The organism is Acinetobacter sp. MYb10, from assembly GCF_002980175.2.
Taxonomy (GTDB): domain Bacteria; phylum Pseudomonadota; class Gammaproteobacteria; order Pseudomonadales; family Moraxellaceae; genus Acinetobacter; species Acinetobacter guillouiae.
This window is the reverse complement of sequence record NZ_CP058272.1, coordinates 3,231,152-3,252,783: the sequence shown is the minus strand read 5'-3', so window position 1 is coordinate 3,252,783 and position 21,632 is coordinate 3,231,152. Positions and strand designations below refer to the sequence as shown.

The window sequence follows — 21,632 nt, the reverse complement described above, 5'->3', positions numbered from 1 at the left end:
GAGCTAATTTTAATTAAATGGATCACTAACTTCATGTTCAGCTGGTTTTTTATCAGCAGTAGCACCTGTTGGCTCTTTGTTGTTGCCTGAAGGCTGAGCACGAGATTGCGACTTTTGTACATCTACCACATTGCCAGATGCATCACGACGCGTAATTGTAGTTTTTGTGGTCTGATTTGCAGGAGTTGAACCCGTTAAAGATGACAATGCTGATTTTGCTTGAGCCAATAGCGTTTCATCAACTACAGGTAAAGGTGCAGATTTTAATTTCACTTGATAGAGTTTATTTGCACTTGCCATTTCATCTGAGCCCAGATCATTAACTAAAGCACTATATTTTTCAAACTGGATCGCTTGTGGATGGATAGATGCAGGCAGTTTTAAATTTAATTGTTGTAACTGGCTCTTGGCCTGATCATCACTTTTAAATAGACCATAGGCTAAAACATATTGCTCTGCTTGATCTTCACCGCTTAAACGGAAATAAATAAAATTTTTACGATCCGCTTGTTTCTGTAAAAATCCCAGGATGACATCTTCATCCGAGGTCTTAAATAACTCTATCGACCAAGCTTTCTTATTTTCTTGAAAAAACTTTGTACCACGAAATTCTGCATCATGGCTACCCGCAGTCACAATACGTGTGGTCATTTCAAGTGGACGTACTTCATCCATCAAAGCACCTAAATGCGATGTTGCGGCAACTTTTTCAGGTTGAATTTGAACTTGGGACTCTTCAATCGGATTGACCACAGTGACCAAATCTTTGGTGTCGGTCACTGCCCAAAAAACCAGTGCGACCAAAAGACAGATTAATCCACCAACCAACCAAATATATTGTCGAATATTTTGCCAATTTGTACGAATTGCTGCCATTTGGAACTAACCTTTTCTATAACTGATTCGCGAGAATCGCTTGTTTCATCAACTCAACATCAAAATCTTTAGTGATGATGGCTTGGCCGAGTTGTTTTATCAATATTAAACGAAGTTGGCCATTTAATACTTTTTTATCATGTGACATATATGCCAAAAATTCATCGAGCGGAATTTTAGGACATGCTACAGGTAATTGGGCACGTTGTATGATTTTTTTTGTACGTTCCAGATCATCTGATGAAATCCATCCCATACGCTGGGATAAATCAGCAGCCATCACCATACCCGTTGCAATTGCTTCTCCATGCAACCACACCCCATAACCAAGATATGATTCAATGGCATGACCAAAAGTATGACCTAAATTTAACAAGGCACGTTCACCTTGCTCTTTTTCATCATTGGCCACAATTCTTGCTTTATGCGCACAAGAACGGTAAACCGCTTCAGCCAATAATTCTGGATTTTGGGCAATCAGCCCATCCATATGCTCTTCTAACCATACTAAAAAGTCTAAATCACCCAGTAACGCATATTTAATCACCTCAGCCAAACCTGCTGAAAGCTCACGTTCAGGCAAGGTTTTGAGTTGTGCCATATCAGCCAAAACCACTTGAGGTTGCTGAAATGCACCAATCATATTTTTGCCTAAAGGGTGATTAATTCCAGTTTTCCCACCAACACTCGAATCCACTTGAGACAATAATGTGGTCGGAACTTGGATAAAATATACGCCTCGTTGGAAACAGGCGGAAGCAAAACCTGCCATATCACCAATCACCCCACCACCTAAAGCCAAAACCGTACAATCACGATTAAAACCAGCTTGAAGCAAAGCATCAAAAATCAAATTAAGGTGCTGGATATCTTTATATTTCTCACCATCAGGTAAAACACATGTTACAACCTGCTTCCCCAATTGTTGAATTGCTTCAACATAGTGCGACAAATACAAAGGCTGAACTGTGGTATTTGTAACAATCATCACTTGATGCCCTTGAATATAAGGTTCAAGCAATTCTTGAGGATTCAAATGACTACCAATAAAGATTGGATAACGACGTTCACCCAGTTCAACATGTAAAGTTTGCATGATTCTGCCAAATAACAATGAATGATAATTTACTGACTAAATAATTTCTTTTGAAACGATCAGTTGCAATATTCTCAGCGCTAAATCTCGCGCAGCACCCTGATTGGTTTCAATAATATAATGTGCAACATCTCTATACAGTGGATCTCGTGCTTTAAGTAGATCCTTTAACTTTTGCTCAGGATTCTCGACTTGCAATAAAGGACGATTTTTATCTCGATGTGTACGTAATAATTGGATTTCTACAGGGGTATATAAATAAATCACAATACCTCTATGCTTGAGATATTCTCGATTCATGGCTTGAGTAACAGCACCACCACCTGTTGCAACCACTAAATTTTTTTTTGATGTGAGTTCATCAATCACGATTGTTTCTCTTGTACGGAAACCTTGTTCGCCTTCTTTTTCAAAAATCCAAGGAATAGATGCCCCAGTTTTTCTTTCTATTTCATGATCGCTGTCTAAAAACTCACGACTTAACAGTTCCGCTAGATGCCTGCCAACTGTTGTTTTTCCTGCTCCCATGGGCCCTACCAAATAAATATTTGGTAGGGTTTCCAACTCTTTGCTTGGCAAGGAGTCACCTATCGAATTGCTTTCATTGAAAGTATATTAATGATTTCTGGTACGACTGTCATTAACAATTCTTGGTGTCACAAAGATTAGTAATTCTCGTTTATTATCAGACTTTACATCTTTTCTAAATAATCGCCCTAGATAAGGGATATCTCCCAGGAAAGGCACCTTGGTTTGACTTGATGTAGTTTCTTGTTCAAAAATCCCCCCCAAAACAACTGTCTCACCATTATCTACCAAGACATTGGTATTGATCTCATTTTTATTCAAAATGATTTCACCATTCGGTGCCACCCCACCACGTGAATCACTGGTAATATTCAATTGCATTTGCACCTTACCATCTGGGGTAATACTTGGTGTAACATCCAAACTCAATAATGCATCTTTAAATTCCGTGGTTGCAGTTGCAGCGCCTCCTGCTGTTGATGTTGTTTGATAAGGAATTTCTTGACCTGATGAAACTTTGGCTTTTTGCTTATCCGCCGTCATCACTTTTGGTGTTGAAATCACTTCACCATAACCATCAGATTGTAAAGCTGACAATTCTAGATCCAACATAAAATCAGACATACTAATTAAACCAAATGCAATTTTGCTTGCGCCCGCCGTGGTGACACCAAGATCGACATTTAAATTATCGGGCCGAGTAATAGTATATTTCCCATCATCATCTGGAGTTCGTAAATCCCATAATGTCTTATCGCTTCCTCCAACCAGCAAGTCATTATTCTTGTTAATCCCTTGGGATAAAATCCCCCATTTCACACCCATTTCTTTGGTAAAATCCGTTGTTGCTCGAACAATACGTGCTTCAACCATGACTTGTTTTACCGAAATATCTACCAAATCAATCATTTTACGAATTTTATCAATATTATTTGCAGTATCATTAATAATTAATGTATTTGTTCGTGTATCTGCAACCGCACTCCCTCTTAAGCTGAGTAGACTTTCTAAAGCTAAAGAATCTGTATTCGTGGTATTATTCGCCTGCGCACCTTTAGGATTTCTAGAGTCCTGTAATAATTTAAGAACTTCTGCAACTTTAGCATAACTGAGTTGAATATATTCAGTTTGAATTGGCGCTAATTTGACACTTTGTGCAATCGCTTTTGCTTCATCTTCTTCAGCTTTAATCAGCTCGGTGACAGGTGCAATCCAAATCACACTACCATTACGACGCTTGTCTAAATTCTTGGTTTTTAAAATAATATCTAAGGCCTGATCCCAAGGTACATCTTTTAAACGTAAAGTAATATTACCTTGAACTGAATCTGCAGCCACCATATTAATACTGGTAAAATCAGCAAGCAGCTGTAGCACACGGCGTACTTCGATATCTTGAAAATCCAGCGAGATTTTCTTACCGGTATAAGACTGACTTGAACTTGGGCGATTTACTTTATTTTCTACAGGACGTTTTAAACTCACGGTCAGTTTATTTTCCGCTTGGAAGGCCATATATTCATAGCTACCAGCAGATTGAATGGTAATCACGCCATTTGAACCATCATTATAAGCATCCACAGAAGAAACTGGGGTTGCAAAATCATTGACATTTAAACGACGAATTAAATGTGCAGGAATTTTATTTCCTAAGGTTCGAATAACAACTTTACTGCCCTGTTGCTGTACATCTACAGGTGTATTTGCACCTGACAGATTTACAATAACCTGGCCTTCGCCAGCATTGCCACGCTGAAAACCGATATCTGCGATGCCTTGATTTTGCTTATTCAGCGTAGATGCAGATGAGGCATAAGTCGGTAAAGCAGCAGCTTGATTGGCATTGTTAATCTTTAAAATAAAGGTATTCCCTTCAACACGTGTTGTAAAAGAACCACTATTTTTTAAATTTACCGTTAAGCGTGAACGTTGATCATCGGCCGTAATATCCACCGTCGACGCTTCTTCACTTGCCACAGCAATAGACGGCTGATTGATCGTTTGCTTCGCCTGATCAAAATCCAAAATCAGTCGAGATGGATTATCCAATTGATAGGCTTGAGGCTGTGGCGGTAAGCCATTAAACATCACCCGAATTTCTGTACCTTGCCCCGGTATTTTCATCGGTACAATATTGGTCATGGTTGTTTGTGCTGCTGCAACCTGCATAATCGCAATTGACACTGCCGCCATAGTAAATTGACGAAGTTGACTATTCATAAACTTACCATCCCCGTTAAAGATATTTTTCAAACTCTTTTTCATTTTTATTCCTTTATTCCGTTTTAATCTATTGGACCGATTAGAACTAGACTCCGTGGTCTTTCTATATAACCGTCTCGACCATCTGGAACAATTTCCAATAAATCAATACGGGTCGGCGTAATCTCAATAATTCGCCCCTGATTCATGCCCATGTAATTGCCAAGTTGTACCCGCTCAATCTCACCATCAGGTGTTTGAATCAAACCCACTGTTTGCCCAACGGCCCCTTTCATACTCCCTTTCAGTGTTAATGACTCTAAAGGATAGCTTTCAAGTGGCTGTGGCTGTCTTGAAAAATTCGGGTAGACACGCTTGCCTGACATGATTTTTAATTCATTTGCCAATGAATTTGGCAAAAATGGGCTGCGTAATTGTTGGGCTGAATAATTAAAACTCGGTACAGGATTGAATACTGGTGCAGGTTCAATCGGCAGTGGTTGCTGATTTCGAATATTTGCCATCTCTTGATTAACGGCATCAATTCTAGAATCACACCCCACTAAAAGCATTGCAAATGAGATTCCACAAACTATTTTACTGAGCTGTTTCATTGTGGCGTCCCTCCTTGCTGAGGTGTCGTTGTCTGCGCAGCAGTATTGACAGATTTATTTATCTTCTGCTCATCAGCACCGATATAGCGATAGGTTTTTGCTTTAATTGTATAGTCAATCACTGGCACATCAGATTTTTTATCTTGGCTAGGTGTTCCTGTAATTGTGAAATCATGCAAAGTGACAATACGTGGTAACGCCGCCAGACTACTTGCAAAACTGCCGAATGAATGATAATCCCCTGTTGCATCAATCGAAATTGGCTGCTCAATAAAGAACTCCTGCTTCACTTCTGGTTCTAATTTGATATTCTTAAATTTCAAACCAGAACTTACTCCTGTCACGTTAATGTCTTCAACCAGACTCGGAATTTCAGTTTCTTTAGGAAGCTGTTCTAATTGCTGATTAAAATTTGCTTCCATTTGTTGCAATTGCGCTTGATATTGCTGCAAGTTTCTTAATTTAGAATCCTTTTCTTTAAATTCATTTAATAAGTTTTGTTCAACTGTACGCGCTTGATCAATTGCATCTAATTTAGGTCTAATTGCTAAAAAATAGCCAATTGCACACACCAAAAAAAACAAGAATACCCAACAGGTGACTTTAACGGATAGAGGCCAACTGCCATAGTTATTCATATCCAAGGTATTAAACTGTTGAAAAAACTTCTCAACGGTCATCTTGTTCTTTTTTGGAGCATCATTTACAGATGATTCTAATTGCTCAAAATCTTCACGACTCATTTTGCACCCCCAGCAGCTGGAACTTGTTCAGCTTTAGTTGTATCCCCATCTGCAGTCGCTGCTATTTCACCGATATCTACAGTCACAACAAAACTTCCATATGATTCTTCCACACGAGGAATCACCGAAGTCTGTTCTTTATTTTTATTTTCATCTGCGGCTAAGAATGAATTCATAAACGCATTTCGATACCATTCAGAAGCTTCTAATCCACGCAACAATTCAGCAACTGTGTTTGGACTTTCAGCTTTCCCCTCAATGGTAAATTTATCGCCCACACGACTAAATTTTGTGATGTACATTTGTGCAGGGACAATCCGAACCAATTCATCAACGAGGCGAACAATCACAGGACGTTGACCTTGTAAGCCTTGAATCAGTTTCATCCGTTCAATAATGGCATTACGACGTTCTTGTAAACCATCTAAAGTTTTTAATTGCGTATCTAAATTTTGATTGGTACTGGTCACCAATTGATTGGCTTGCTCCTGATCTTCTAACTTATGATCAAAATAGAACCACGCCAATAACACTATAACTAAGCCAATCAGTGCAACCCCAACACATATTGCAACAAATTGCTTCTTCTTCTGTTCTCTTAGCTCATCACGCCAAGGGAGTAAGTTAATCTTTGCCATTAATCAAAACTCCTCAAAGCCAAACCACACGCAACCATTAAAGAAGGTGCATCATTTTCTATTTTTTTTAAGTCAATTTGTGGTGAAAACCCCATCTGCAAGAAAGGGTTTGCAATCGTGACCCGATAACCGAGTTTTTGTTGTAATAATTTTGCCAACCCAGGAATATTGGCATTACCACCCGCCAATAAAATATGGTCGATCTCGTTAAACTGAGAAGATGAAAAGAAAAACTGTAATGAACGAGCAGCTTGTTGTACCACTGCTTCTAAAAACGGCATTAAGACTTCTGTTTCAAAATCGTCAGGTAAAGTCCGATCTTTTTTGGCCCGACCAGCTTCGTCATAAGATAAGCCATAGCGGTTCTGTACATCTTGAGTCAGCTGCTTACCACCAAAAACTTGCTCTCGGGTATAAATGATCTTGCCATTTTGCATCACAGACAAGGTGGTCATGGTATGGCCGATATCCAAGATACCCACAAGATTTACACCGATTGGTAAGGTATCGGAAAAGACATCAAAAGCACGCTCAATTGCATAACTTTCTACATCTGCAATTTTAGGTGATAAGCCTGCGATTTCTAAAACTTCAACACGAGAATCAATATTCTCTGCACGTGTTGCAACAAGTAACACATTGACTCGATTTGGATTTGCTAGCTTATCTTTTAACACTTCAAAATCTAAACTGACTTCATCCAGCGGGAAAGGGATATATTGTTCAGCATCCATTCGAATCTGAACTTCTCTTTCCTCGTCCGACATATCGGCATCCATTTCGATGATTTTGTGAATCACCATAGATGTAGGTACAGCAACCGCAACATTTTGCGATTGAGGATTGCCAATATTGACAGCCCTTTCCAACGCATCAGCAACTGCTTCAGGATTAAGAATGTTTTTTTCAACAACACTCCCATCAAGCAGTGGACTTAATCCATAACTTTCAACCCAGTAACGACCGTTCTTAACAGAGAGCTCTAAAATCTTTACAGTAGTAGAACTAATATCTACTCCTATTAACCCCTTATTTGGCTTACGATATAGTCTAAGCACGATTGATTTCCTATTATTTTTTTATCCCCAATAAATAACACAAACCGACTGCATTTGGTCTTAATTTTTTACAGATACAATATCCCATCTAACAATCCATCACATGAGAAGCTATACTGAACGCAATTAGTTTGCCATTAGCTATTATTAAAACTTACTTGTTATGAAAAAGCTATCTTGTTCAGGTTATATTCATCCCTTTTTTTTGCTGATTATCATTATTTTAGTCGCAATTCCGATGGGCTTTTATGGAATGTATCTATATATTGCCCCATCACTACCAGAAATGAGCTCTTTAAAAAAGGCGCCATTGCTTAAACCTTTGCAAGTTTATTCAGCAGATAATCAGCTGATCGCTGAATATGGTGGCAAGCTTTCGGTGCCTGTTGAGTACAATCAGATCCCACCACATTTCATTCATGCCTTCCTTGCTGCTGAAGATTCATCGTTCTTCGAACATAGCGGAATTAGCTTTAAAGGCTTAGGGCGTGCAGTGAGTGAAAGTGTCACTGGGTCAAATGTACAAACAGGTGGCTCAACAATTACCATGCAGGTGGCTAAAAATTATTATTTATCACCTGAACGAACACTTAAACGCAAACTTACCGAAGTTTTTTTGGCACGTAAAATAGAACAAAATCTATCGAAAGAAGAAATTTTATCTTTATATGTCAATAAAATCTTTTTGGGTAAAAATGCTTATGGTATTGCTGCTGCTGCCAAAATTTATTATGACAAAAGCTTAGATCAACTCAGTGTTGCACAAATGGCGATGATTGCGGGCTTACCCAAAGCACCATCAAAATACAATCCTGTGGTTAACCCTGAACGCGCCTTAGAACGCCGTAACTGGATTCTTGGCCGCATGTTACAACTTGGCTATCTTAAACAAGCAGAATACGAAAAAGCTGTCGCTGAGCCGATTAATCTGAGTATGCCTGATCGAGGCTTAAGTAATCGATTTCCCTATGTAGGTGAAATGGTTCGCTCAGAATTGGTTGAAAAGTTTGGTGAACAAGCAATTGATTCGGGTTATAAAGTTTATACAACAGTCAACAGCAAACGCCAACAATATGCAGAAGATGCAGTACAAAAAGGCTTGGAAGATTATGATCGTCGTCATGGATGGCGTGGTGCTGAAGCACATGATAAACCTTTAAAAGAATTCATTGCTTATGCCAATACCTACCCTGCTGAAGTCATCAAGGTAGGCAGCAATAGTTTTGATGCCAAAATGCAAGATGGTTCAACAGTGACTGTGCCTTGGTCAGGTATGTCTTGGGCAAGAAAATATATCAATGCCAATGCTGTTGGTGGGGCACCAAGCCGTGCTTCGCAGATTGTAAGTGTTAAAGATATTATTCGCTTACGTCCCAATGAAAATAAAACCGCGTGGTCGTTGGTTCAAACACCGAAAGCACAAGGTCAACTCATTGCAATCAACCCGAATGATGGTTCAATTGAAGCTGTGGTGGGTGGATACAACTTTTACCAATCTAAATTTAACCGCGCAATACAAGGTTGGCGTCAACCAGGTTCAACCATTAAGCCATTCGTCTATGCACTGGCGCTTGAACGTGGTATGACTCCTTATACCATGGTCAATGATAGCCCTATTACAATTGGTCGTTGGTCACCAAGAAACTCAGATGGTCGTTATTTGGGTATGATTCCTTTACGACGTGCATTGTACTTATCTCGTAATACGGTATCTGTACGTTTATTACAAAGTGTAGGTGTAGAACGTGCGCGCCAATTATTGATGGATTTTGGCCTACAAGAAGATCAAATCCCACGTAACTTTACGATTGCGCTCGGGACCCCACAAGTACTTCCAGTTCAAATGGCAACTGGCTATGCAGCAATTGCCAATGGTGGATATCGTATTCAACCGCATTTCATCAGCCGTATTGAAGATGCTTATGGCAAAACCATTTATGAAGCAGCGCCTGAATATGCGTGTATTCCATGTATCAATCAAAAAGAGACGGTAGCCGATACTCAAGCCATCACCCCTGATGATGAAGTCATTGAAGGTGCAAACCTTACAGTGGATGAGGCTCAAACTCCATTAAGCAAAGAAGAACAAAGTAAATATCGTCAAGCACAACGAATTTTAAAATCACAATCTGCTTTTGATATGGCAAATATTCTTCGTGATGTGATTGTGCATGGTACTGGTCGTGCAGCACTTAAAATTGGTCGCGATGACATTGGCGGTAAAACAGGAACAACCAATGATGCTAAAGATGCGTGGTTTGCAGGTTTCAACGGCAAATTAGTTGCGATTGCTTGGGTCGGTTTTGACCAGCCTTCAACACTTGGTCGTCGTGAATTTGGTGGGATCGCAGCGCTTCCAGTTTGGACCGGCTTTATGGGTAAAGCCTTAAAAGACACACCATCTGCTTGGGTACATTTTGATAAAAATGCCAAAGCACCAATCTCTCGTGAAGAACGTAATCAGACACAAGTTGAAGGTGCTACTCAAAATGAAGGCAATGGTTCATCACCGCCTTTAGCCCGTCCAATCTTTAAACCTGCACCTGTTACACCATCACGTAATTCATCAAATGACTTTGAAGACTTACCTGATGAAAGTTCAGATCAACCGCTAAAACCGAACAAAGTAACACCGCCTGCAATGAATCAAGGCAGTGCAAAACGAGAAAGTGATTCTCTTGAGAATTTGATTAATGAAGTTCAATAATTAGTTTCTCAAATAAAAAATGCCATCAATTGATGGCATTTTTTATGGCTTAAATTTCTATTATTTTTTCTGAAAAATATAAATTTGAAAGGCTGCCTTTAACATCGTTTTAGCTTGTGCTTCTAAAACTAACCGCTTTTCAGGTTTTGCTTTATAAGCATAAGGGGTCATCGCAATCAGGTTTTTGAGTTGTGCTTGATCCAGCTCAAACGTCGTTTCGATAATCGGCTGCTCTATTAATTCAAAAGATGCCTGTAATTGCGTGACAAACTTTTGCGGTTCATGGGCTTTAACTTCATCAAACAAGCCCTCACGCATCCCATATAAATGCTCTGGTGCAGGTGTTACCACCATCAAATAAGCCTTCGGCTTAAGCACTCGGAGTATTTCTTCTTCTGGGATCGGGCTAAATAAGCTGGTACACAAATCAATCGAATGATCCAACACTGGTAAGGTCGCTCCTGTTCCCACAATCCATGTCACATCTTTATTGAGTTTTGCAGCAACTTGAACCGCATTTTTTGCAATATCAACCCCAATACATTGCATCACTTGATGTTGCATTGCATCGGTATAGTAGCCTTCACCACAGCCGATATCCAGCAGGTTTTCAACACGTAACTCACGAATTTTCTCAACAACGGCTTGCTGTAAAGGTGCATAAAATCCACCACTTAAAAATCCACGGCGTGCTTGTACAGATTCAGGCGTATCCCCTGGATTTTTACTATGCTTATGTTGTACTACATGTAAATTCACATAGCCTTGTTTTGCCACATCATAGCTATGATTATTTACACAGCGCCAAGTCCGATCCGATAGGCTCAATGCCTCACGACATACAGGGCACATCAACAAATTCATTGTATTCTCCAAAAGATATTTTTAGGCCATAAAAAAGCCGGCTAATGCCGACTTTTCAAATCACTTTGGCTTAACGTAATTTTAATGTCATTAGACCTAAAACTACCAGCATAATTGTGATAATCCAAAAACGGATCACTACTTGAGTCTCACGCCAGCCTTTTTTCTCATAATGATGATGCAACGGCGCCATAAGAAATACACGTTTATTCCGCATACGTAATGATCCGATTTGCAAGAATACCGAGATCGCTTCTACAACAAAGACACCGCCCATAATTGCAAAGACGATCTCTTGGCGAACCATTACCGCGATAGTGCCCAGCATTGCACCCAATGATAATGCACCGACATCTCCCATAAAGACTTGGGCAGGATGCGCGTTGTACCAAAGAAATGCTAAACCCGCTCCAATCATTGCAGCACAAATAATCACCAGCTCAGAGGTATATTTTACATAGGGAATATGTAAATAATTGGCAAAGCGTATATCACCTGCCAAGTATGCAAAAACACCTAAACCTGCGGCAACCAAAACAATCGGCATGATCGCAAGACCATCTAAACCATCGGTCAAATTCACTGCATTTGATCCACCATTGATTACCAGATAGGTAAAAATAATGAATCCAATACCTAATGGAATTGAGGACAATGGAATACTCAGATTTTTAAAAAATGGTATCAACAAATCCAGCATATTCGCTGTATGTACGGGGCTGTCTTGCTGAGTTGCAATGACATATAACGCAATACCCGCCCCCAAGGAACCAACAGAAGTCCAAAAGAATTTCTTCTTGGCAGGTAAGCCTGCATTGTCTTTATAACGGACTTTAATCCAATCATCTGCCCAACCTACAGCACCAAAGATCACCATAACAGCCAAGACAATCCATACATAAGGATTGGATAAATCTGCCCAAAGCAAGGTACTGATCCCGATCGAAAGCAGAATTAAAATCCCGCCCATTGTCGGTGTACCCATTTTTTTGGCATGATTTTCAGGTGCATATGAACTAACAGCCTGACCATATTTGAGCGCTTGTAATTTACGGATCATTACTGGTCCCAAGGCCCAACCAATCGCAAGTGCAGTCAATACACTGAGCAATGCTCGTAACGATAAGTATCGAACAACTTGGAACGCGTTCTCATAACCCGCCAAGTGTTGAAATAACCAATACAGCATTAAACTTTCTCCATCAAATCAGCCATCAACGTTTCCATATGGGTATAGCGAGAACCTTTAAACAGGAAACTCATGGACTGTGGTTGATGTGTTGCAATTAAACTTAACAATAAAGGTAAAGCTTGTTCTTGGCTAAGAAAAGCTTGTAATTTTTTACCATATTGAGTGCTTCGCGCACCTTCTTGTGTAGCAGGAGCAAACTCACCTACTGCAACAACAAATTGAATCCCATCCACTGAAACCAGATCACGACCCAACATATAGTGTTGCTGCGCAGCAGTATCGCCTAGTTCACCAATATCGCCAATCACCATCACTTTGATCCCTTGCTGTTGCGCAAGCACTTCAGCTGCTGCACGCATTGAAGTCGGGTTGGCATTATAGGTATCATCAATAAATAAATGCTTGTGCTTATGAATAAAATTCAAACGCCCTTTTGCACCTTGTGCCGACTCCAAGCCGATCACAATATCGTCTAAACCAACACCAATCGCTAAGGCAAATGCTGCCGCTGCTTCTGCATTATGGACATTATGTTCACCTGCAAAAGGAAGATTGACGGTTCTTGCACCTTGAGGCGTATTAAGGGTAAAGATTGCAGACTGTGCGTATAACTGAACATCTGTTGCAAAGACCTCGCCACCCTGTCCAAAACTTAACACTTGCTCAGTGTCTACCACTTGGCGAATCGTATCGGTAAAATCATCCTGAGCAGGAACAATTGCTGTTCCAGCTTGATCAATATGACGGTAAATTTCAGATTTGGCACAGCAAATTCCATCACGTCCACCAAATTCGCCTAAATGCGCAGTTCCAATATTTAAAATACCAGCAACATGTGGCTGTACAAGATTTGAGGTGTAATCAATTTCACCTTGATGGCTTGCACCAAGTTCCATCACCGCATATTGATGCTCTGAACGCAGCTCCAATAGCATCATTGGCACACCAAGATCATTATTTAAATTGCCACGTGTAATCAAGGTCGGCGCTAGACGTGAAAGAATACTCCCCAACATCTCTTTGGTGGTGGTCTTACCACTACTGCCTGTAAGTGCAATCACTTTTAATTGTGGATGTTGAGCACGACGATACGCGCCTAAATGCCCCAATGCCAAACGTGTATCTGCCACGACAAGTTGACAGATATTTACATCAACAGGATGGCTCACGATGGCAATTTGACAGCCATTCTCAGCCACTTGGGCAACAAAATCATGTGCATCAAAACGCTCACCTTTGAGCGCCAAAAAAGCATCACCTAATTCAGCATGACGTGAATCAGTCAAAATACGTTTAATTTCACCTTGTGGTGCTTGATCTAAATACCAATAACCTTGAGTTGCTTCAGCAAGTTGTGCTGCTGACCATAGCTCCAAAGGCACAGTACTGGTGGTAGAGGTGTGCATCTCTTATTCCTAATGAGCTGGATAAGCTGAATTGGGTTTATGGTGTTGTGCGTCTATTGCCGATTGCACTTCAACGACATCGTCAAACCAATGACGAACACCATCAATTTCTTGATAATTTTCATGCCCTTTTCCGGCAATCACAACAATATCACCTGATTGGGCATGCTTTACTGCATATTTGATTGCTTCACGGCGATCACGAATTTCGTGAACCTCATGCTGGCTAAAATCAATTTCATGCTTCATATCGGCAAAAATTTGCTCAGGATTTTCTGTACGCGGATTATCTGATGTGATAATCACAGGATTGGCTTGTTCCAAAGCTGCTTTGGTCATTAATGGGCGTTTACCGCGATCACGATCACCGCCACAACCAAAGACGGCCCAAAGCTGATTTTCAACATGGCGTTTCAAGGTTTTTAAAACCTGAGTTAAAGCATCTGGTGTATGTGCATAATCCACCACAAACAGACGATCCTGATCACGAATCACCTGCATACGTCCAGGTGCACCTTTCAAATTAGGTACGGTTGCGATAAGTTGTTTTAAATCAAAACCTGCTTGTTCAGCAACAATTAAACTGGCCACCAAATTTTCAATATTAAAATGCCCAAGCAATGGGCTATTTACTGTAAATTCAGCTTTAGCTGTTTTGAGATGGAATGTTGCCCCATCTAGACTATATTTAATCCCAAATACTTGGTAATCAGCCGCTTTAGAGGTTGAATAAGTCAATACTTTCGGATGTGACAGATTGCTGCTTGCAGCATTCATCATTAGGTCTGCATGCGCATCATCTATGTTAATTACTGCAACTTTTAATGCAGCAAATTTAAACAGTAACGCTTTTGCTTCAGCATAGGCTTCAAGCGTCCCGTGATAATCCAAATGATCTCGACTCAGATTACTATATGCAGCAATCTCAATATCACAACCATTTAAACGACCTTGTTCCAAACCATGCGAGCTTGCCTCAATTGAAGCGAATTCAGCACCTTGCATAGCAAAATCATGCAGAAGATTTTGTAAATGCAACGCATCTAAAGTGGTATGCGAAGATGCTTCTAGGTTTGGCAGAATCCCGTTCCCCGTCGTTCCCATCACTGCACATTTTTTATTTTGTAATGCCAGTAATTCAGCAACGAGGCGTGAAATTGTGGTTTTACCATTGGTTCCCGTGACTGCAAGAATTCGCGCAGCTTTTACAGGAGATGTCGCTTGTAAATATTGTTTTTGCCATTGTCCCATCAACTGACGCACATCTGGGCAGATCAATGCTGATTCAAAGCCTAAATCTGTTTCACTAATAATGCCCAATGCGCCTTTATCTAAAGCGATTTGAGCAAATTGTGTGGTTTTTTCTGGTTGCGAATAACTGGTCAAAGCAATAAAAATTTGCCCTTGTTGTACATAACGACTATCTAGAGAAAAGCCATTAAATGACTCAGACATCCAAGCCTTTGTATTATCAACTTTATAAATATCTTGAAAATTAATCATTATAGTTTACCTATGGCTTGGCCTTAGCCGTTTCAAGAGGTTTATCTAAAGGCACATTCATTAAACGTAAAGATTCTTGCATAATTCGGGCAAACACTGGAGCGGCAACCAAACCACCATAGTATTGTCCACGCGGATTTTCGACTACAACAATAACCGCCAAACGAGGATCACTAATCGGTGCCACACCAGCAAATAAAGCACGGTATTCAGTATTCGAATAACCTCTATGGTCAGGGCGCAACTTGTGTGCTGTACCTGTTTTACCACCCACGCGATAACCAGGAATATTAGCTTGTTTTGCAGTACCACCAGGCATCGTAACTTGCTCTAACATCAACAAAACTTCATCAGCAATTTTAGGCGCTAAAACCTGTTTGCCTTTGGGCTGATCGTTTAATTTATAGAGACTTAAAGGATATTCCACACCATGATTGGCCAACATTGCATAGCCTTGTGCCAACTGTAAAATCGTAGCATTTAGACCATAGCCATAAGCCATTGTACCAATTTGCGAAGAATTTAACTTTTCAGGTGGAAGCACTAAACCTCCACTCTCACCTGGGAATTTAACTGCCGAACGCTGACCAAAACCGACCTTTCTAAAGAAACTTGGTAAGGTTTCTTTTGGTAAGGACAAAGCAATTTTTGCCGAACCGACGTTCGAGGATTTAATAATCACACCAGTGACGGTCAACGAACCATAGTTATGCGTATCACGAATGGTATGTGAACCTAAACGCATCGAACCTGGGCTGGTACTAATCACCGAGTTTGGGGTATATTTGCCACTTTCCAAACCTGCTGCAATGGTAAAAGGTTTCATGGTTGAACCCGGTTCAAACATGTCAATTGCACCACGGTTACGCATGGCATCTTTATTACTTAAGCCATTTTTATCGTTGGGGTTATAAGAAGGCCAACTCGCCATAGCCAGAATTTCGCCCGTTTTTACATCCACAGCAATTGCAGAAGCAGAACGTGCATTATTGGCAACACCCACCGCAGTCAACTCACGATACATAATATATTGCAAACGTGAATCGATACTTAAGGTAATGTTCTCCCCAGCTTTCACTTCTTTTACAACTTCCGGGGTGGTAATACGGTTACCATGTTTATCACGAGAAATCTTTTGCTCACCATCTTCACCAGCCAGACGGGAGTTTAACTGCATCTCTAAACCTTCAATCCCCGTCCCTTCACTATTGGTGAGACCAATAATTTGTGCATTGGGTTGTGGTTGAGGATAATAACGTTTATAGGTTTTCTCGGCATAAACGCCAGCAAATTTATGTTGGGTAATAAAATCTGCTTGTGGTGGCGGAACTTCTTTTTTAAGTACCAAATAACGAGAACGTGGACGTTCATTTAAACGTTTTTTTAAGTCGGCACGATCAAGACCAACCGCATCTGCCAATTCATCTAAATTTAAATTTTCATCAGGCAATTGGCGTTTGAGTTTACGACTGTTGGGTGTCTTCTGTAATTCAGCCGTGATGGTATCAAACTGTTTTTTAGTCTCAAAATATTCACGTGGATCAATCACCACTTTCATGATTGGAGAACTGATTGCCAAAGGCACGCCATGACGATCACTAATCACACCACGCATGGCTTTTAATGTTTCAGAACGTAGAATGTTGGCATTGGCTTTATTTTGTAAAAAGTCTTTATTAATCACTTGCACATAAAATGCACGTCCGACCAAGCCGACAAAACATAAAAGCACCACGCCCCACATTAAATAGAAGCGCCACATATCTATCGATACAGTACTTTTCTGGGTAATGGATGGCTGCTTTTTACGTGGCTGCCGAGTCGGTTTAGTTTGCTTATCTGCCATACAGATGCCTTACTTCTTCTGCTCTGATTCAGTTGGTAATGAAATGACAACTGTTTGCGCAGCTGGCGGTGAATACATTCTCAATTGTGTTACTGCGCGTGTTCCTATTTGCGCAGTTGCACCAAATGTTTGTTGTTCAATGAGCAAACGTCCCCATTCCGCATTGATATCTTCACGTTCACGCATATAACTATTTAAATCACGAAAATCATGACGATAAGCAAAGACTTGCAACACCACCATAAAGGCACTGATCAACACTGCGACAACCAATACGCCATAAACAATCGCTTTTTTTATTGCCAGCTTATGACTTGATTCTTCTATAATTTCTTGTTTCATTCTGCGCCTTTTTGTTCTAAGCGTTCTGCAACTCGAAGCCAAGCACTACGTGAGCGAGGATTGGCTTTGACTTCTTCCTCACTGGCACGAACTCTGTCAACTTTTTTCAGTCGACGTGTATCTTGTACTTTTTGAGGTAATCCCCAGCCATTATCTTCTGGCAACGTTGATTCTTTTTGAATAAATTGTTTAATAATCCGGTCTTCAAGTGAATGGAAACTAATGACTGCCAAACGTGCATTTGATTTTAACAAATCTACGGCTTGAGGTAAAAAGGTATGTACGTCATCGAGTTCTTTATTAATTTCAATACGAATAGCTTGGAACGTCCGTGTTGCAGCATGTTTATTCTTTTCCCACTTAGGATGCGCAACTTTCACAATTTCCGCTAATTTTCCAGTGGTTTCAATATAACCTGCTTGCTTAATCGCACGTGCAATACGACGACTATAACGTTCCTCACCATATTGAAAAATCACATTAGCCAAATGTTCTTCGTCTACATCCACTAGCCAATCTGCAGCTGTTTGTCCTTGAGAATTATCCATACGCATATCAAGTGGTCCATCTTTCATAAAACTAAAACCACGGTCTGCTTGATCTAGCTGTGGTGATGACACCCCTAAATCTGCCATAATCCCATCGACTTGATAAATATCCAATTGATTTAATTCTTGTTGTAAATCTGCAAAACTGGCATGAATAATTTTAAAACGAGGATCTTCTTTTTCTAACTGATATGCCACTTCTAATGCTTGTGGGTCTTTATCAAAAGCATAAACTTTTGAATGTTCATCTAACTTAGACAACAATAAACGGGTGTGTCCACCACGTCCAAATGTCCCATCCACGTAAATTCCTGTATTGCGATCTGCAAGTAAAGCATCGACAGTTTCATGTAGTAATACAGAAATATGAGACATAATTATGATTTCAGTTTAAGCAAAAAAAGTAACTGCACATTATTACCTTGTTTTGCCAAAGCTCCAAACGACTTTTTGTAGGGAAATATTACTTTTTATAGAGAAAACCGTTTTAAAGTGCTTTTTATAAAAGTTCAGTACAAAAAATAGCTCATCCATCCTGCGACAAAGCGTTATCGTGTCTTGAGCATTTTCACATCACCATTGTCAAAATACGCTGAAACACGCCAACCTTGTCGGAGATAAAATTCAAAAGCACGACTTTTTTGATCAGTTTCCAAGCAAATTTCTTGAAAGTATTCAAATAATAAATCTTCTGCTTTTTTCAAAAGTGCAGTTCCGACACCTTTGGCTTCAAAATCCGGGTGGACAAACATGGCAAATACGCTGCCGTCGGTTAAATCTGCGATCGAAAAACCACATACTTGATGCTGCAGTTCTGCAAGCCAGACAGTCGAAGTATTTTGAATTAAATCCAATATGACCGACTCAGTGATACCCAGTTCAGTCAGTTGTTGTTTTGACAAATGGTTTTCTTTGACTGACGTTCGTATATCAAAAATAACCTCAATATCATTTTCAGTCGCAAGCCTTAGCGTAATATCCATAGTTTAAATTGATTACTCACTTTGATTAGTCTAACTGATTCATAACAGATTGAAAAAACCTCCTAAAAAGGAGGTTTTTTCAATCAAAATAGTTGATGCTCAGCGCTTGCTATTATAAATCTGATCGAAAACACCGCCATTGGCAAAGTGCGTCTGCTGTGCTTTTGCCCAACCACCAAAGACTTCATCAATGGTAAATGTTTTCAGTTCAGGGAATTGATTGGAATATTTAGCTAAGATTTTTGCATTGCGCGGGCGATAGAAATGACGTGCTGCCATATCTTGACCTATTGGAGAATACAAATAGTTAATATAACCCGTTGCTAACCATTTATTGCCATTCTTCTCTACTGTTTTATCAACAATTGCCACTGACGGTTCAGTCAAAATTGACATCGATGGATAGACAATATCAAATTTATTGCCAGATGCTTTCTTACTCACCATGGCTTCATTTTCCCAAGTCAGTAAAACATCACCAATCCCACGTTCAGCAAATGTGGTCATCGATGCACGTGCAGCTGGATCCATAACTTTTACGTTATGGTACATCTTAGAAACAAACTCACGTGCTTTAGCATCATTACCACCCGGTTGTTTAAGTGCATAGCCCCAAGCTGAGAGATAGATCCAGCGTGGTAAACCGCCTGTTTTAGGATTAGGGGTAATGATTTGTACACCAGGTTTGGTCAAATCTGTCCAATCTTTGATACCTTTGGGATTGCCTTTGCGTACCAAAAATACAACGGTAGACGTATACGGTGCTGAGTTATTTGGAAATTCTTTTTCCCAACCCGGATTAATTTGACCTGATTTCACAATTTCATTGATATCATTGGCCAAAGCTAAGGTCACCACATCACCTTTTAAGCCATCAACCACAGCACGCGCTTGTTTTCCCGAACCACCATGCGATTGTTTAAAATCAACAGTCTTGCCTGTACGAGATTTCCAGTAAGCACCAAATGATTTATTAAACTCATCATAAAACTCACGCGTTGCATCATAAGACACATTTAAAAATTCACGGTCAGCAGCATAACTTGCTGTCGTTGCAACAGTTAATCCCGTCGCAATAACCACAGCACTCATCAGTGCTTTAAAATTAGTTTTCATATTATGAGTGCTAACATCGCTAAAATTATTCTAAATATATGAAATAAGCGAATAAACTTCAATCAAAAAGCGAAATACCAGCAAACTCAGCACAGATTAAAAATCAATCTATTGTTTTAATTGATGAAAGCGCTCAACATTGCTGTGGTTTATATTTTGTCTGTTTTATTTATTTTCATCACAAAAGTATAAGGCTAAAAAAAGCCCCCTTTGATCAAAGAGGACTTGTTTGTATTTGATTCAAATTACTTTTCAGCCGTAAATTGATCGTAAATTCCCCCATTGGCAAAATGGGTTTTTTGCGCTTTTGCCCAACCACCAAAAACTTGATCTATGGTAAAGAGTTTAATTTTTGGAAATTTTGCCGCATATTTGCCCGCAGCTTTGGCATTACGCGGACGGAAATTATATTTTGCTGCCAAGTCCTGCCCTACAGGTGAATAAAGATAATTTAAATAGCCTTTCGCTAAATTACGATTACCATCTTTATCAACCACTTTATCGACGATTGCGACTGAAGGCTCAGCTAGGATTGAAATGGATGGATAAATAATTTGATATTTATCTTTATCTGGACCAGACGTCGCCAAAATTGCTTCATTTTCCCAAGACAACAAAACATCGCCAATACCACGATCCGCAAATGTTGTGAGCGAGCCACGTGCGCCTGAATCTAACACTTTGACATTTTTATATATTTGTTTGACTAATTCACGCGCTTTTGCATCATTGCCACCCGGTTGTTTTAATGCATAGCCCCACGCTGATAAATAAATCCAACGCGGCGCACCGCCTGTTTTAGGGTTTGGTGTGATAATTTCAACCCCAGGTTTTACCAAATCATTCCAATCTTTAATTGCTTTGGGATTGCCTTTACGCACTAAAAAAACAACGGTAGATGTGTAGGGTGCAGAATTATTTGGAAATTCTTTTTGCCAGCCTTTTTCAATCAGACCCGCATTGACAATTTCATCAATATCATTAGCCAAAGCCAGTGTCACCACATCTGCTTGCAAACCATCTACCACTGAGCGTGCTTGCTTACCAGAACCGCCATGAGACTGCTTAAATTCAATATCTTGACCTGTTTTTGATTTCCAAAATTGACCAAAACTCTTGTTATATTCTTGATAAAATTCACGGGTAGGATCGTAAGATACATTTAAAAATTCTTTCGCTGCATAAGCATTCCCTGTGACGATTAAACTGATCGCACTTAAAAGCAGTAGTTTTTTCATTTCTTTCTCGGTTTCTAATGATTTAGAAGCACTATATTTTTATTGTTTTAATTTAACAATCAATTACTTATAAATATTTAAACTATCTTATTCATAATTTAAGATATCTAAAAATGTGTATTACTCATGTAA

At 39.8% G+C, this 21,632-nt stretch carries 19 protein-coding genes; 1 reads left to right on the top strand and 18 read right to left on the bottom strand.

What is annotated here, in order from left to right; genetic code table 11:
* Positions 1 to 9: 9 nt before the first annotated feature.
* The 8 genes from CQZ96_RS15190 to CQZ96_RS15155 are packed head-to-tail and all read right to left on the bottom strand — an operon-like array spanning position 10 to position 7,755.
* Complete coding sequence (locus tag CQZ96_RS15190; RefSeq protein ID WP_105713834.1) at positions 10 to 876, bottom strand: hypothetical protein; 867 nt, start codon at positions 874 to 876, stop codon at positions 10 to 12.
* Between the two features lie 16 nt (positions 877 to 892).
* Positions 893 to 1,972, bottom strand: a complete 1,080-nt coding sequence (aroB, locus tag CQZ96_RS15185) for a 3-dehydroquinate synthase (RefSeq protein WP_105713833.1) — start codon at positions 1,970 to 1,972, stop codon at positions 893 to 895.
* Between the two features lie 36 nt (positions 1,973 to 2,008).
* Complete coding sequence (aroK, locus tag CQZ96_RS15180) at positions 2,009 to 2,551, bottom strand: shikimate kinase AroK (protein WP_004725433.1); 543 nt, start codon at positions 2,549 to 2,551, stop codon at positions 2,009 to 2,011.
* Between the two features lie 36 nt (positions 2,552 to 2,587).
* Positions 2,588 to 4,765: a type IV pilus secretin PilQ family protein gene (gene pilQ, locus CQZ96_RS15175; RefSeq protein WP_105713832.1), complete on the bottom strand. Its 2,178-nt coding sequence runs from the start codon at positions 4,763 to 4,765 to the stop codon at positions 2,588 to 2,590.
* 20 nt (positions 4,766 to 4,785) lie between these two features.
* Positions 4,786 to 5,316, bottom strand: a complete 531-nt coding sequence (locus CQZ96_RS15170) for a pilus assembly protein PilP (RefSeq protein WP_034615053.1) — start codon at positions 5,314 to 5,316, stop codon at positions 4,786 to 4,788.
* Entirely contained in the window at positions 5,313 to 6,059 is a 747-nt protein-coding gene (locus CQZ96_RS15165; protein WP_004725428.1) for a type 4a pilus biogenesis protein PilO, read from the bottom strand. The genes CQZ96_RS15170 and CQZ96_RS15165 overlap by 4 nt, the downstream gene beginning before the upstream one ends.
* Positions 6,056 to 6,697 carry a PilN domain-containing protein gene (locus CQZ96_RS15160; RefSeq protein WP_105713831.1) on the bottom strand — a complete coding sequence of 214 codons (642 nt, stop codon included), beginning with the start codon at positions 6,695 to 6,697 and terminating at the stop codon, positions 6,056 to 6,058. Before CQZ96_RS15160 ends, CQZ96_RS15165 begins: the two co-directional genes overlap by 4 nt.
* Complete coding sequence (locus CQZ96_RS15155; protein ID WP_004816660.1) at positions 6,697 to 7,755, bottom strand: pilus assembly protein PilM; 1,059 nt, start codon at positions 7,753 to 7,755, stop codon at positions 6,697 to 6,699. The genes CQZ96_RS15160 and CQZ96_RS15155 overlap by 1 nt, the downstream gene beginning before the upstream one ends.
* A 163-nt stretch (positions 7,756 to 7,918) precedes the next feature.
* Between CQZ96_RS15155 and ponA the strand changes: the two genes are divergently transcribed.
* Positions 7,919 to 10,462 (top strand): penicillin-binding protein PBP1a, encoded by a 2,544-nt coding sequence (gene ponA / locus CQZ96_RS15150; RefSeq protein ID WP_105713830.1) that lies wholly within the window; start codon positions 7,919 to 7,921, stop codon positions 10,460 to 10,462.
* 60 nt (positions 10,463 to 10,522) lie between these two features.
* On the opposite strand, the gene CQZ96_RS15145 is transcribed toward ponA, so the two are convergent.
* From CQZ96_RS15145 to CQZ96_RS15100, 10 genes are all read right to left on the bottom strand, one after another.
* Positions 10,523 to 11,326, bottom strand: coding sequence for a putative RNA methyltransferase (locus tag CQZ96_RS15145; protein ID WP_105713829.1), 804 nt, complete (start codon positions 11,324 to 11,326; stop codon positions 10,523 to 10,525).
* Between the two features lie 70 nt (positions 11,327 to 11,396).
* Positions 11,397 to 12,515 carry a phospho-N-acetylmuramoyl-pentapeptide-transferase gene (gene mraY / locus CQZ96_RS15140; RefSeq protein WP_056517494.1) on the bottom strand — a complete coding sequence of 373 codons (1,119 nt, stop codon included), beginning with the start codon at positions 12,513 to 12,515 and terminating at the stop codon, positions 11,397 to 11,399.
* Positions 12,515 to 13,924: a UDP-N-acetylmuramoyl-tripeptide--D-alanyl-D-alanine ligase gene (locus tag CQZ96_RS15135; RefSeq protein WP_105713828.1), complete on the bottom strand. Its 1,410-nt coding sequence runs from the start codon at positions 13,922 to 13,924 to the stop codon at positions 12,515 to 12,517. Before CQZ96_RS15135 ends, mraY begins: the two co-directional genes overlap by 1 nt.
* Before the next feature lie 9 nt (positions 13,925 to 13,933).
* On the bottom strand, positions 13,934 to 15,430 hold the full coding sequence (locus CQZ96_RS15130) for a UDP-N-acetylmuramoyl-L-alanyl-D-glutamate--2,6-diaminopimelate ligase (protein ID WP_105713827.1): 1,497 nt from the start codon (positions 15,428 to 15,430) through the stop codon (positions 13,934 to 13,936).
* Positions 15,431 to 15,437: 7 nt separating this feature from the next.
* On the bottom strand, positions 15,438 to 17,273 hold the full coding sequence (gene ftsI / locus CQZ96_RS15125) for a penicillin-binding protein PBP3 (protein ID WP_004816649.1): 1,836 nt from the start codon (positions 17,271 to 17,273) through the stop codon (positions 15,438 to 15,440).
* Positions 17,274 to 17,282: 9 nt separating this feature from the next.
* Positions 17,283 to 17,615, bottom strand: a complete 333-nt coding sequence (gene ftsL / locus CQZ96_RS15120; protein WP_004725407.1) for a cell division protein FtsL — start codon at positions 17,613 to 17,615, stop codon at positions 17,283 to 17,285.
* Positions 17,612 to 18,538 (bottom strand): 16S rRNA (cytosine(1402)-N(4))-methyltransferase RsmH, encoded by a 927-nt coding sequence (rsmH, locus tag CQZ96_RS15115; protein ID WP_034615067.1) that lies wholly within the window; start codon positions 18,536 to 18,538, stop codon positions 17,612 to 17,614. Before rsmH ends, ftsL begins: the two co-directional genes overlap by 4 nt.
* Before the next feature lie 173 nt (positions 18,539 to 18,711).
* Positions 18,712 to 19,146 (bottom strand): GNAT family N-acetyltransferase, encoded by a 435-nt coding sequence (locus CQZ96_RS15110; RefSeq protein ID WP_105713826.1) that lies wholly within the window; start codon positions 19,144 to 19,146, stop codon positions 18,712 to 18,714.
* A 99-nt stretch (positions 19,147 to 19,245) separates the two neighbouring features.
* Entirely contained in the window at positions 19,246 to 20,262 is a 1,017-nt protein-coding gene (locus tag CQZ96_RS15105; RefSeq protein WP_004816643.1) for a sulfate ABC transporter substrate-binding protein, read from the bottom strand.
* Positions 20,263 to 20,507: 245 nt separating this feature from the next.
* A complete protein-coding gene (locus CQZ96_RS15100; protein WP_004725400.1) occupies positions 20,508 to 21,500 on the bottom strand; it encodes a sulfate ABC transporter substrate-binding protein in 993 nt (330 codons plus the stop codon).
* Between the last annotated feature and the right edge of the window lie 132 nt (positions 21,501 to 21,632).